Raw genomic sequence first — 13,504 nt, forward strand, 5'->3', positions numbered from 1 at the left:
CGGGGTAGCCCCTGCCGGTTCCCCCCTTCCATGATCATGAACACTTTGCCGGGCGATAGCCCGGCAAAGTGTTCATGATCATGGGGTAGGTGATCAGTCGACTAGCTCCAGCACGGATGCCTCCCCGCGGCCCGGAGCGCCGCCCCGGTACATCAACAGCAGGCCGGTCTCCGTGGTATTCGGCCCCGGTCCGTTGTCGACGTACTCCAGCGTCTCCCGGCCTCGGGCCGGTACCACACCCGAGCCCACGGAGCCGTCGCCGAAGACACCCAGGAACCTCTCACCCATCGGGGCGATCGTGATGCCGTCGATCTCGTCACCGGGCCCCCCGAAGTAGGTGTCGACCGCCAGCGCCCGCAGGTCGATGGGGGTGCCGGCGTCGGCGGCGTTCATCCCGATCTGTTCACCGCAGATCGTCAGCACCGTGTTGGCGCTGTTGGTGTCGTGGTCGGTGAGGAACCAGGCGGCCGCCTGGTTAGTGGACAGGTCGACCACGAAGGTGGCGTTGCGGCCGTCGTTGAACGCGGAGAACGACAGATCCCGGTTCACGACGACGTAGTCGGGGTCGCCATTCTGGTCGATGTCGAGCCACAGCTCGAACGATGCCGGCGCGCTGGCGTGAGTCTGACGTTCCCAGGTGTTGACCGCGAACGCGAGCAGGAAAGACTCGTCCTCCGAACAGAACCCGGCTGGCACCGGGTAGGTGGCCACCCCGAGGTGACGGAGGTCCGGCGTGGGCATGCCCTGGCCCGGGCCACCGGTCTCCTGCTGCGGGCTGCTGCCGATCAGGGAGTACGTCTCCACCGGTGCGTCCCCGAAGCCGAGGTTGTGTAGCCGGAGGGTGTCCCGGATCGACGTCTCGCGGACGTTGCCAGCCTGCCTCGGCAGCACGTGCCACGGAACGCGGAGGGTGTTGTGGTCGGCGCCGGACTCGGTGAACGTCAGGTAGCCGTCGGACTCCATGGACGTGAGCGCGGCGCCGTCGGCGCCCAGGGCGCCCGATCCGAGGTTCCACTCCGGCAGCTTGGTGGTGTCGATGTCCAACCGCACCCGGACGTCGCGGGAACGCCCGGCCGGCACGGTCACCTGACCCGGCGCACGGACCGTCACCGCTCCCGACGCCTCGTCGTCGGCGAACCGGAAACTGGGTGTGATGTCGAACCGCATCCTGCGGTCGGAGAGGTTGGTGACCTGGACCGTTTCGGTCAACGTGACCCGCCGCTCGTGGACTTCGCGGAAGCCGAACGAGAGCACCGCGCCGTGCTGCTCGGGAACCCAGGCGACCGCTTCGGCCCCCAGGGCTCGGTCGACCCGGACCTCACCGCCACCGATCCGGCTGATCGGCGCCAGCCCGCCCCCGAGCAGTTCGTGGGCGTTCTGGATCTCGGTCTCGCCGGTGTTGATGAGGTTGGCCTTGACCTGCATAGCGTCTCGCTCCGGATAGGCCTGCATGAGCAGCGCCGCCGAGCCGGACACCATCGGGGCCGCCCCGGACGTCCCGCCGAAGGGCCGGGTGCCGGTTCCGGTGCCGACGAGGGCCGACACCGATGCGCCGGGTGCGGCGATCTCCGGTTTGACGATGTTCGATCCCATGGTTGGTCCACGAGACGACGAGCCGACGACGTGGCCCACTAGCGGCGCGCCATCGTTGGGGTCGAACCTGACCTGCACCCCGTCGGCGAGGTGGCTCTTGATAGCGGCGTTCTCCTCCATGCCGATCATGAATCCAGGGATGTCGATCGGGCGGTCTCCGCCGTCGCCGCCGGTGAACGGGGCTTCTGGTGTCACCAAGCCGATGATGCCGGCCAGGCCGCCGGCCTGACTGATGTAGCTGATCTTGAGGCTGAAGTTGCAGTCGCCACGGTCGACGAGCACCACGTAGCCCTCCAGGCTGCCGGGCTCGAAGGGTTCGCAGCCCAAGAGGTTACCCCCGGCGCCGTCGCCGTACTGCACGGGTCCTTCGATGACGTCGTCGAGCGGCGCTGACCACGGCTGGAAGATGGCGCCGTACTCACCGGCGATCGCCTCGGGCGAGAGGACGTCGAGCACGGGCAGCCGGTCCGCTGGCACGTGTGTTTGTGCTACCGACAACGCCGACGGCGCGGCCGCGGGGGTACCGGTGATAAACGGCCGGTCCGAGCTGTTCCCGGACGATGCCACCACGAGAACACCGAGGCCGGCGACGTTCTCCACCGCTTGCGAGAGCTGGTTGTCGAAGTGCTGGCCGTACGAGGCGCCGAGGGACATGTTGACGATGTCGACGGGGTCGCTCGGGTCGCCGGTACCGTACGGGTCGAGCACCCAGTCCATGGACTGCATCAGGGCGATGCCGGAGCAAGCGCTGTCGAGGGTGGCGCAGACCTTGCCGGCGTAGAGGTCGACGGCGGGAGCAACACCATCGAGCCCACCCACGATGTCGGCGACGTTGGTGCCGTGGCCTTCCCCGTCGATCGGGTCGGGGTTCGGGTTGAGCTGCTCCGGCGGGTCGCCGCCAACCCAGAACTCGCCGACGAAATCGTAGCCTTCGACCACCTTGTCGGTGGGGAAGAGCCCGTTGCGTTCGGTGTTGGTGGGGTCGTCCGGGTCGGTGCCGTAGGCGGCCTCGTATGCCTCGACGGTGCCTTCGCCGCCGAGGTTGGCATGGGTGTAGTCGACGCCGGAGTCCAGCACCGCTACCCGGATCCCCTCGCCGTCGAAGCCGGCATCGTGTACGGCGTGTCCACCGATGTAGGGGACGGTGTCGGTCAGCGTCTTCTCGTAGTCGATGACCCGGGCGATCGACAGCACTCGGTCGTCTTCGGCCAACTCCGCGAGGATGTCGGCGTCGACTTCGACCATCACCGCGTTCAGCGCATCCGAAACGGACGCGACCTCGGTGGCGGCGCCGTCTCGGCTGGTGACCGTGCGCAGGATGGCGTCCTGCTGGCGTTCTACGGCAGCCTTCTGGGCCTGCCGCTCGGCGCGGGTGGCATCCGCGGCCGTGACCACCGCGACGGGCTCCTCGCTGAGCTGGATGCTGACTAGTTCGGTGCCGGTGGCGTCGAGCAGGGCGGGATCGAGTTTGCTCTCTACTTCGGACCGGGTCGCGGTGACCGGCTCGTCGAGCTTGAGGTCGCCGAAATGGTCGGAGAACGGGCGTTCAGGCTGCTCCAGATGTTCCTGGGCCACCACTGCCGAGGTGCCAGCGGCGATCAAGCCGAGGGAAATGACGGCGATCGCGAGTTTTCTTACCATCTCGGGGATCCTCCCGGGCCGGTTTATTCGGTTTTCCCCCGTGTGCACAGAACGTCTTACGTCCGGCGCGTGTCGATGTGACGTGACGTTAGCACCGTGTCACACCCCTGCATAGAGTGCGAACGGGTCATAACATCGACTATCAGGTCCGGTTCGGTACTCGGGTGAACGGACGGCTTTCTGGGCCGTCAGCCGTATTCCACCGCGTGTGCGTCCCGGGCGAGCAGCGCCACGTGCAGCGAGGTCAGCGACTCCGGGGCGGTGACGTCCATACCCAGGATCTGCTCGATTCGGGCCAGCCTTTCGTAGAACGCCGGCCGGGACAGGTGAACGGCGGCCGCGGCGTGCGACTTGTGACCGCCATGCTCCACGTGTGCGCGCAGGATGTCCATGAACGACGTGCCGTGTTCCTCGTCGTGGGCCACCAGCGGCGCCAGTTCTCGTTCGGCGAAGGCCGCGAGACGATCGTCGTCGCGAAGGAGTTGAATGAGCCCACGCAGCCGGACGTTCTCCAGGCGGTGGCAGCTGACTTGGCCGGCACCCGGGGTCCGGAGGGCCGCGGAAGCGACATGGCGAGCCTCGCTGAGGGTGCGCCGCACGGACGGGACGTGGCCGACGGCAGCGCCAGCGGCGACCAGAATGGGCAGGGGGCGCGGGGCGGCCTGCGCGGCGCGGTGGATCAGTCCGGCCAGGTGATCGACGGTGGAGATCGGATCGACGCTGGTTGGCAGGGAGAGTAGGGCCAAGACGGCGTCGTCGTCGATGACGGCGACGAGCGCGGCGGTCCCGGCGGCCCGGAGCGTGCTGGCCGTGATCTCGGTCAGGTCACGCAGCCGCTCCTCGGTGGCCAGGACGTGATGGGTCGAGGTGGCGACACCGGCGGGTACCGCCACGAGGCCGACGAGGAGCCGGCCGGTCAGCGGGAGTCCGGCCGCTGGGCACCTGGTCAGCAGTTCGCGGGTGGGGGTGCCCCCAGCGGCCAGCGCGGTGAGCAGGGTCCGGTGGGTCTGTCGCTCGAGGCTCTCGCGGTCGCGGGCGGCCAGCCGTTGCAACGCCAGCGTCGATGCGCCACGTTCGGCCAGGACTACAAGGTGATGTGGCGGGGGTTCGGGGCAGGGCAGGATCAGTCGGCCCCAGTCGTCCCCCCGGGCTCCAACAACCGTCACCAGCCAGCCGGCTGCCTCGTCATACGCGGTGCGTTCGGCCGGAGTCACCGCCCGGGAACGCTGCTCCCACCCGGCGAGCAATTCACCAGCGTCGTCGTCGCCGGCATCGAAGGCCAGGATGTGATGGCGAGTCGACTCCAGGACCACGGGTAAACCACAGATGCGGCGGACTTCGGCGAGGATTTCGGCCGGCTCCGCGCCGGCCACGCTGAGCGCGGTGAAAGTGCGATGGATCCGCTCGGCTGCCCGCAGCTCGCTGAGCTGGGCGTCGACGACGAGTTCCCCGACGGCTTCGGTGACCCGGGCGAACCGCACCTCACGTGCCCACGCGATCAGCGGTAGTCCGGCCTTCTCGCAGGCGTCCACCATGGCCGTGGGTAGTTGATCGCTCCAACGCCGGCCGAGTTCGACGATGAGGCCGGACGCTCCGGCGGCGACGAGGTCGGCCACGTACGCGGCCAGCCGGGTGTCGTCGGACGGCAGGGCGATGCCCGTGGTGAGGACGAGATCGCCACCTCGTAGCAGCCGGGCGATATCGGACACCTCGGCGGAGTGCACCCAACGCACTCGTCGGCTGAGACCGCCGGCGCCCGCCACCACCCGGGGCCCACCCCGGCGAACAGCTGGCATGGCGACCACGTCGGCCACCGTCGGCAACATCGCACTCCCGACATAGTGTCGTGAACTCAGGGCTTCCATTAACAGAATGTCGGTTCCGCTGGGGTGTGCGCAAGGCCTTTGATGGTCACCAGGGCGTTCGAGTCCTGATCCGCTGACCCTGCCGAGCCGACCGCAAGGACCCGCCGTGAAGATCGGTATCCCGCGTGAGCTGAAGAACCACGAGTATCGAGTCGCCGCCACCCCCGCCGGAGTGCGTGAACTGACCACCCACAACCACGACGTCTACGTCGAGCGAGGCGCTGGCGTCGGATCGTCGGTCAGTGATGACGACTACCTGGCGGCCGGTGCCAAGGTGGTCGACTCGGCTGACGAGGTATGGGCCGAAGGTGAGCTGATCCTCAAGGTCAAAGAGCCGGTGCCGGCCGAGTACCACCGCATGCGCGCCGGCCAGGTGCTGTTCACATACCTGCACCTGGCCGCGTCCCGGTCGTGCACCGACGCGTTGCTGGAACGTGAGGTGACGGGAATCGCCTACGAAACCGTGCAGCGGTCGGACGGTTCATTGCCGTTGCTGGCACCGATGAGCGAGGTCGCCGGCCGGCTGGCACCGCAGGTGGGGGCGTATCACCTGATGCAATCGGCGGGCGGTCGTGGTGTGCTGCCCGGCGGGGTTCCGGGCACTCGGGCCGCTGAGGTGGTGGTCATCGGCGCCGGCGTGGCCGGTATGAACGCAACCTCCGTGGCGGTAGGGATGGGAGCCGAGGTCACCCTCCTCGACCTCGACATCGACCGACTCCGCCGCGCCGACGCCCTCTACAACGGTCGGGTTCGCACCGTCGTGTCCAACACGTTCGAGATCGAGCGGGCGGTGCTGGATGCCGACCTGGTGATCGGTGCCGTGCTGATCCCCGGTGCACAGGCCCCGCGGCTGGTCACCAAGGACATGGTGGCTCGGATGAAGCCTGGGACGGTACTCGTGGACATCGCCGTCGACCAGGGCGGCTGCTTCGAGGGCACCCGGCCGACCACCCACGACGACCCGACGTTCGCCGTTCACGACGCTGTCTATTACTGCGTCGCGAACATGCCCGGCGCGGTGCCGGTGACATCGACGTCGGCCCTGACGAACGCGACGTTGCCCTACGCTGTCCGGCTGGCCGACCTCGGCTGGCACGAGGCGTTGCGGCGGGATCAGGCGCTGGCCGGCGGTCTCAACACACACGCCGGCACGTTGACCAATCAGCAGGTGGCGGCCGCGTTCGACCATCCATACACCGACGTCGCGGACGTGCTCACTCCGGCCCGGTGAGGGTGAACCGGGCCAGCCGCCAGCCCGCATACCACGTCGCAGCGGCGAACGCACCAACCAGAAGCACCACCGCGACTCCGAGTGCGACGTCCGCCGACAGCAGGCCCGGGGCGGCGATCGACTCGGCCACCGACAACGCCCATTGTTGAACGCTGAGCACCCGGGCGCCCGGCACGACGCTGCCCACCAGGCTCTCCCAGACCAGCGCGTACACGAGGCCGAGCATCACGGCTTGCCGGAGGATGGTGGCCAGCAGGAGGAACACCGCACTGTAGACGGCGCCGGCGGCGAACGCTCCGGCCCCGAGGGCGACGGCGAGGCTCCCGGAGCCCCCAACCATGATCAGAGCGGCGAGGACGGTCGGCACCACGGCGAAGGTGAACATCGCCGCTACCGCCACCACGAGTTTGCTGTGGATGATCGTCGCCCTGGACATTGGTTTGGCCAGCAAGTAGACGATCGAGCCGTCGTCGATCTCCGGTCCGATCGCACCAGTGCCGACGATCAGCCCGAACAGCGGAAGGAGGGTGCCGAGGGACACCGCCCGGAGAAGGGCGGCGGCCTCGCCTTGGTCGATGTCGGCGAACACCCGCAACAGGACGGCCAGGACGACGATAAGCAGGGCCAGCGCCGCCAGCAGAAGCACCCGCCGCCCGCCCAGCATCGACCGCGCGGTGAGCCGGACAACGGTTGTGTTCACTGCGGTGACCTCCTGGTTCGGCGTGAGATGTGCATGGTCGCCTACCGTCGAATCAAGTAGGAGAAGACACTTTCGAGCGACTCGTCCGCGGGACTGACCTCGTAGAGGCTGATCTCGGCATCGCGGGCCACCCGTGGTAGCAGGCCGGCGAACCGGAGGAACTCGGTCGTCTCGATATTGAGCCCGCCGTCGGTGCCGTCGAGCGCCACACCGGCGACACTGCCATCGGCGATGAGGGCCGCTGCCAGTCCGCGGTCGTCGCTGGAGCGGATCCGGTACTGATGCGGCCGGTCGGTCATCAGCCGGCGGATCTCGCGGTAGTCACCCGACGCCGCGTGCCGACCGGCGACGATCACCTCGATGTGCTGGGCCAGCTGCTCGACCTCTTCGAGGATGTGCGAGCTGAACAGCACGGTGCGGCCGTCGTCGCCCATGGTGCGCAGCAACCGCATCAGCTGCATGCGCTGGCGAGGGTCCATGCCGTTGAACGGTTCGTCCAGTAGGAGGACCGACGGGTCGTGGACCAGGGCTGAAGCCATCTTCACCCGCTGCCGCATGCCCTTCGAGTACTCACCGACCCGTCGCTGTGCCGGTGCCTCCATGTCGACCGCGGCCAGCGCACGTCGGGTGGCCCCACCGGGGTCGGCCAAGCCGTGCAACTGCGCGTTGGCGAGGACGAACTCCCACCCGGTGAGGTACTCGAACGTGGCCTCGCGTTCCGGCACCAGGCCGATGGAGCGGTAGATGTCGGAGTTTCCCCAGATGGGGGTCTCGTCGAGGGTGACGGCGCCGGTGGATGGCGGGAGGAACCCGCTCAGCATGGCGATCAGCGTGGACTTCCCGGCGCCGTTGGGGCCGAGTAAGCCGGTGATACCCGGCCGGATGGTCATCGTGACGTCGTTGACCGCTACGACGTTGCCGAACCATCGCGACACCCTGTCTATCGTCAACGTGGCCATCAGAGCCGAACCCTCCGGTATCGCGCCAGCAGCAGCCGGTAACTCCCGGCGATCACGGCCAGTGTGACGAGGCAGAACACGATGCCACCCGTGGTGCCCGGGGGGCCGGTGATGGTCGACGACTGCGCGTCGAAGGCCCAGACCTGAACGCCGTCCACCAGCGTCATCGGGGAGAGCAGACCGAGCCAGCCGGCCGCTGTCATGTTGTCTTGGCCATGGCCGAACAACCCCTGCATGGCGGAGGTGAGGGTATAGCTGAGGGCCAGGACGGTGATGATAGCCGCGACGCCGAAGCCACGCCGGGCGGTGACCGACGCGATCAGTAGGCCGAGGCCGGCGAGGACCAACGCGTATACCACCGCGCCGGCCAGCGCGGCGAGCGCGTCGCTGCTGTATTCGGCCACGGGCAGCTCGGCCAGGAGGGTCCCCGTGTACATGATGACGATCGGGACGGACAGGAGGATGAACAAGGCCGTACTCAGCGCCGCGTACTTGGCGGCGACGTAATCGGTCCGCTCGAGTGGCCGGGAGAAATACAGGGGAAGGGTGGCGTAGCGGACGTCCAGTGAGACCGCCTGGGGTGCTTGCGCGGCTAAGAAGATCGCGATGACCGCCTGGGTCACCATCGCGTAGCTGGTGTACGCCAGTGGTGGCCGAGTGATCACACCTTGATTCGACCCCACCACCGTAACCACGGCCAGCACGAGCGCCGGCAGGCACATGATGGCGAACATACCCATCGGCAACACCTTCGACCGGCCTGACCGGCCCAGCCCGAAGATCCCCCGCAGACTGTGGGTGAACAGCGCGCGGGTGACCGCCTGGCGACCCAGCCGTGGCCCGCTGTATCCGCGGTAACCGATGTTGTGGATGACACCTACCGGCGCCTGCTCAGGTGGCTGGGTCATGGTCGGCCTCCCCCTCGAAGACATCCGCGATCCGGTGCCGCCTGGGCTGCAGCCGTACCAATCCGGTCCCGGCACGGGCGACGGCGTCGCGGACGAGGTCGTACGTCTCGTCCCCGGCCAACTCGACGACCAGGACGGAGCCGTCGTGCCTCACCTGGAGGCTCGCGTCGGCCAGCGCCCGCGCGACCTCGTCGGTGCCGCTGGTGACTTCGAGTGTCAGCTGCTGGCTGGCCTGAGTGAACTCCGTCGTCGCCGACGAGCGCAGGAGCACGCCCGCGTCGATGATGACGACGTGGTCGCAGATCCGTTCGAGCTCTCCGAGCAGGTGTGACGTGACGAGGACGGAGATGCCGAAATCGGTGTGGATTCTGCGGATCAGCTCCAGCATCTCGTCCCGGCCGCTCGGGTCGAGGCCGTTGGTGGGTTCGTCGAGCAGCACCAGCCGGGGGTCGTGCACGAGTGCCTGGGCGAGCTTCACCCGCTGCTTCATGCCGGTCGAGTAGCCCCCGATCGACCGGTAGCGTTCCTCGTAGAGACCAACGTGGCGCAGGGTGTCGGCGGTGCGTTCCCGAGCGGCGTCGGCTGGCAGCCCGGACATTCTGGCCATGTGGACGACGAACTCCGTCGCGGACACGTCGGCCGGCAGGCAATCGTGTTCGGGCATGTAGCCGACCTGTTCCCGCACCCGCCACCCGTCGGTGGCGGTGTCGATCCCGAGTACGGCGCACCGGCCCGACGTCGCCTCGGTGAGGCCCAGCAGAATCTTGATCAGGGTGGACTTGCCGGCACCATTGGCGCCGACCAACCCGACCACCCCCGGCTGGACCTCGACGGTGAGGCGATCCAGGGCGGTGACGCCGGGATACCGTTTGGTGAGCTCGTTGGTCGCGATCACGGACACGGCGCCCAAGCCTATCCTCAGCGTCCCGGATCAGGCGTCGCGCCGCGCGAACAACCACCAGGCCAGCGCCAGCAACAGCCCGGTCTCGGCGGTGAACACCGCGAAGCCGACCCAAGGATCCAGGAGATTGGGGTCGAACGATTCCACCATCGCGATGCTGCCACCGGCGTTGCCCGGCATGAGCTTGTTCAGCCACTCCCCGAACGCTCCCGGCAGTAGATCCACCAGGGGGCTGGCGACGAAGATGATGGCGATGCCGACCGTCACCGCGCCCGCGGTGTGCCGGATCAGCAACCCCAGAGCTAAGCCGAAGATGGCCAGCACGGACAGATACAACCCAGCGCCGGTGATAGCGCGCAGCACCCCCGGATCGTCGAGGGCGAGCCCGACACCCTGGCGGTCGAGGATGCTGTTGCCGACGAGGTAGCTGATGGCCGCGGTGACGGTGCCGAGCACCAGGAGCATCGCTCCGAGGACCAGCGCTTTCGCCGCGACCACGGACCGGCGCCGCGGCACCGCGGCGAGGGTGGTGCGGATCATGCCGCTCGAGTATTCGGCGCTCGCGGCCAGGATGCCGAGCACCAGTGCGGCCAGTTGGCCGACGATGAGGCCCCAGAGGACGAACGCACCGACCGGCTCATCAAGGGTACTGTCGGCTAGCTCGGCGGCGGCGGCCAAGCACACCAGCGCGGTCAGCCCGACGCTCAGGACCACGAGTGCGGCCAGCGTCCAGGCCGTCGAACGAACCGTGCGGATCTTCGTCCATTCGGCATCGAGGACGTGGCGGAACCGCATCCGCGGCTGCTCCGGTGGCCGGGTTTGGGGTTGCTCAGCGATATCGGGTCGCTGTGCGAGTGCTGTGGTCATGATGGTCACACTCCGGCGGGGGTCAGATGGGTGGTGGCCTCGGCAGCGGCGGGCTCCGGCACGGTCGGGACGCCGGCGTGGAACTCGACGCTCTCGGCGGTCAGACGCATGAAGGCTTCCTCTAGGGAGGCCTGGATCTTGCGCAACTCGTACAGGTGCAGGCCGTGTGAACCGGCCATCGCACCCACCTGTTCGAGGTCGGCACCGTAGACCGCGAGTCCACCGTCGTCGGTGGCTTCCACACGCCATCCGGCGGCACGGAGCTCCTCGGTCAGCCGGGCGCCGTGCGGAGACCGCACGTACACGTGCTCGGTGGAGTTCTCGGCGATGAAGCCGGCCATGCTCGTGTCGGCCAGGATCCGCCCGCGTCCGACCACGAGCAAGTGGTCGGCGGTCAGGGCCATCTCCGACATCAGGTGGCTGGACACGAAGACGGTGCGTCCGTCCGCGGCCAGGTTGCGGATCAAGGTACGGATCCACCGGATACCCTCCGGGTCGAGCCCGTTGACCGGTTCGTCGAACAACAGAACGTCAGGGTCACCGAGCAGCGCCGCGGCGATCCCGAGCCGCTGGCCCATGCCCAGGGAAAACGTCCCGGCACGTTGACCGGCGACCTCGTCGAGACCGACCAGGCCGATGACCTCGTCGACGCGTCGACGAGGGATCCCGTTGCTCTTCGCCAGCCAGAGCAGGTGGTGGTACGCGCTGCGCCCGCCGTGAATGGCCTTCGCCTCTAGGAGGGCTCCCACCTCGCGCAGTGGTGCCGGGTGGTCCCGGTAGCTGCGGCCGTTCACCGTCACCGATCCCGCGCTGGGCCGATCCAGCCCGAGCACCATCCGCATGGTGGTCGATTTCCCCGCACCGTTGGGGCCCAGGAAGCCGGTGACGGTGCCGGGAGCCACCGTGAAGTCGATCGTGTCAACCGCGGTGGTGTCCCCGTAGCGTTTCGTGAGACCGCGTGCAGTGATCATGGTTGTGTCCTTGGAGTTCGGTGTGTGAAGTGACACTCGTGTGCTCCGAGATGTCGTTCTGGCCGTTCCTCACAGTAGGGCGCCGCAACTGCGGCGATAACCCCTTCAAGGGGCAGTCCAGGGCTGGGATCAGGGACATCTCCGGGTCTGCCCGGATGCCGGCGACGGTGATGGCCGGGGGGAGTGCTCTGGGCGCGGGTACTGTTGAGTAGGCAACGCCATATGGCGTTACTTGGGGCCACGTCCACCAGCCGTGCGGACGAGCCAGCACGACGGGACGGAAGCCCATGGACGAACCTGATGCTGACCTGTTCGCGGATATCGCGCTAGAACTCCACCAGCAGGCGAACGTTGAACGCACTCTTGAACGAATCGTGGAATACGCGCAGGACGCCACTGGGTGTGACGAAGCCGGGGTGATGTTGCTGCGTGCTCGGGGCCGCATCGAGACGGCCTTCGCCACGCACTCTCGGGTGGCGGAGGCGGATCGGCTGCAGATGGACATCGGCGAGGGCCCATGCTTGCAGGCCATGTGGGATCACGACATCTTTCGGGTCGACGACACCAGCAGCGATCCCCGATGGCCCACCTGGGGGCCCAAGGCGGCCGATCTCGGGCTCTGCAGCCTCCTGGCGGTCAGGTTGTTCACACCTCAGCAGACCATCGGCGCGCTGAACCTCTATGGCGAACAACTGAAGACGTTCACCGACGACGACGTCGACGTCGCCGATATCTTCGGTCGGCACGCATCGGTGGCCTTGGCGGCGTCGCGAGAAGAAGCCGGGCTGCGTGAGGCGATCGGCGCGCGGCATCTGATCGGTCTGGCCCAAGGGATCTTGATGGAGCGGCACGGCTTGGACGCCGACCGCGCGTTTCAGGTGCTGCGTCGTTACTCACAACAGCACAACGTCAAGCTCCGCGAGGTGGCTGAGCTGGTGGTGGAGACGCGGCAGCTGCCGCCGCCGCGCGAGCCTCGGTGAGCGCGGCGCTGGCCTCGTCGAGTTCATCCTCAGCCACGGCCACGTCGCGTTCGGCCCGTTCGGCAGCCGCCTGCGCGGCGTTCCTCATGTCCTGGGCTTTGGTGGCCCGGCCTTGTGCCGCGGCCAACTCCCGCTGAAGACGTTGAACCTGGCTCTCGGCGTCGTCTAGCTCACGTATCGCCTGGTCCAGGGCGTCTCGCTGGGAGGAGAGCGCGGCCCGGGCGGCCGCAACCTCGCGTACGGCGGCATCGTGGTCGCCGACGCGCTGCTCGATCAGTGCCTGCGCAGCCTCGCGGGCGGCCGCGAGGTCGGGCCCGTCAACCGTGGTGTCGCCTGGCGGACGTGCCGCCGACCTGTGCGCCAACTGGCGGGCCGGGGCCGGGTCGGTCCGGCCGAGCGCGTCGGCCGAGCCGAAGCCCGCATGTCCCAGAGGTTTGGTCAGCCGTCCGGCCAACACCACCTGAGCCGCCTCCGGATGAGCCATGGCCGTGTGCAGTGTGGTCTCGAGGGACTCGATGGCGCTCGTACTGGCCGCTTGCCCGGCCTCGTCGGCCAGCCGCCGGGCATGCCGGGTCAGCTCGCCTACCAGGGTGCGGCCTTCTGCGCTCAGTTCACGCAATCGGCGACCGTCACGGCTGGCCGTGGCCGCCCGCATCTCCGCACCTAGCTCGGGTAATGTGCCCAGCTGGTCCGGGTAGCGGCGGGCAAGCTGGTTGACCAGCCAGGCCGCGACGGTCGGTTTACGCAAGCCGCGGATCCGTGCGGCAGTGTCCCGGTCGGTGGCCTGGTGGGCGAGAGTGTCACGGGAGATGACGAACTCGTCGAGTGGTGCGCCATACACCTGTGCCGCCGCCGCGTCGACATCCATGGGCGCGCCTCGCTCTCCTC

11 protein-coding genes are annotated in these 13,504 nt (G+C 68.2%); 2 read left to right on the forward strand and 9 right to left on the reverse strand.

Annotated elements, in window-relative coordinates; all coding sequences use genetic code 11:
* Positions 1-93: 93 nt before the first annotated feature.
* On the reverse strand, positions 94-3,234 hold the full coding sequence (locus G8760_RS26265; RefSeq protein ID WP_166355813.1) for a S8 family peptidase: 3,141 nt from the start codon (positions 3,232-3,234) through the stop codon (positions 94-96).
* A 188-nt stretch (positions 3,235-3,422) separates the two neighbouring features.
* On the reverse strand, positions 3,423-5,060 hold the full coding sequence (locus tag G8760_RS26270; protein WP_166355814.1) for a PucR family transcriptional regulator: 1,638 nt from the start codon (positions 5,058-5,060) through the stop codon (positions 3,423-3,425).
* A 145-nt stretch (positions 5,061-5,205) separates the two neighbouring features.
* On the opposite strand from G8760_RS26270, the gene ald reads away from it, so the two are divergent.
* Positions 5,206-6,330, forward strand: coding sequence for an alanine dehydrogenase (ald, locus tag G8760_RS26275; RefSeq protein ID WP_166355815.1), 1,125 nt, complete (start codon positions 5,206-5,208; stop codon positions 6,328-6,330).
* Here the strand turns inward: ald and G8760_RS26280 are convergent.
* The 6 genes from G8760_RS26280 to G8760_RS26305 form a co-directional block, all read right to left on the reverse strand.
* Positions 6,314-6,994: an ABC transporter permease gene (locus G8760_RS26280; RefSeq protein WP_166355875.1), complete on the reverse strand. Its 681-nt coding sequence runs from the start codon at positions 6,992-6,994 to the stop codon at positions 6,314-6,316. The genes ald and G8760_RS26280 overlap by 17 nt on opposite strands.
* Before the next feature lie 77 nt (positions 6,995-7,071).
* Positions 7,072-7,989, reverse strand: coding sequence for an ATP-binding cassette domain-containing protein (locus G8760_RS26285; protein ID WP_166355816.1), 918 nt, complete (start codon positions 7,987-7,989; stop codon positions 7,072-7,074).
* The gene (locus G8760_RS26290; protein ID WP_166355817.1) at positions 7,989-8,897 is read right to left on the reverse strand and encodes an ABC transporter permease; all 909 of its coding nucleotides are present in this window, start codon (positions 8,895-8,897) and stop codon (positions 7,989-7,991) included. The genes G8760_RS26285 and G8760_RS26290 overlap by 1 nt, the downstream gene beginning before the upstream one ends.
* Positions 8,881-9,798 (reverse strand): ABC transporter ATP-binding protein, encoded by a 918-nt coding sequence (locus G8760_RS26295; RefSeq protein ID WP_211199014.1) that lies wholly within the window; start codon positions 9,796-9,798, stop codon positions 8,881-8,883. Before G8760_RS26295 ends, G8760_RS26290 begins: the two co-directional genes overlap by 17 nt.
* 30 nt (positions 9,799-9,828) lie before the next feature.
* Positions 9,829-10,665 (reverse strand): ABC transporter permease, encoded by an 837-nt coding sequence (locus G8760_RS26300; RefSeq protein WP_166355818.1) that lies wholly within the window; start codon positions 10,663-10,665, stop codon positions 9,829-9,831.
* Between the two features lie 5 nt (positions 10,666-10,670).
* Complete coding sequence (locus G8760_RS26305) at positions 10,671-11,636, reverse strand: ABC transporter ATP-binding protein (protein ID WP_166355819.1); 966 nt, start codon at positions 11,634-11,636, stop codon at positions 10,671-10,673.
* A gap of 287 nt (positions 11,637-11,923) precedes the next feature.
* On the opposite strand from G8760_RS26305, the gene G8760_RS26310 reads away from it, so the two are divergent.
* The gene (locus tag G8760_RS26310; protein WP_166355820.1) at positions 11,924-12,616 is read left to right on the forward strand and encodes a GAF and ANTAR domain-containing protein; all 693 of its coding nucleotides are present in this window, start codon (positions 11,924-11,926) and stop codon (positions 12,614-12,616) included.
* Here the strand turns inward: G8760_RS26310 and G8760_RS26315 are convergent.
* Complete coding sequence (locus G8760_RS26315; RefSeq protein ID WP_166355821.1) at positions 12,546-13,484, reverse strand: hypothetical protein; 939 nt, start codon at positions 13,482-13,484, stop codon at positions 12,546-12,548. The two genes, G8760_RS26310 and G8760_RS26315, sit on opposite strands and share 71 nt — an antisense overlap.
* Positions 13,485-13,504 lie beyond the last annotated feature (20 nt).

This window comes from Phytoactinopolyspora limicola (assembly GCF_011320225.1).
GTDB lineage: Bacteria > Actinomycetota > Actinomycetes > Jiangellales > Jiangellaceae > Phytoactinopolyspora > Phytoactinopolyspora limicola.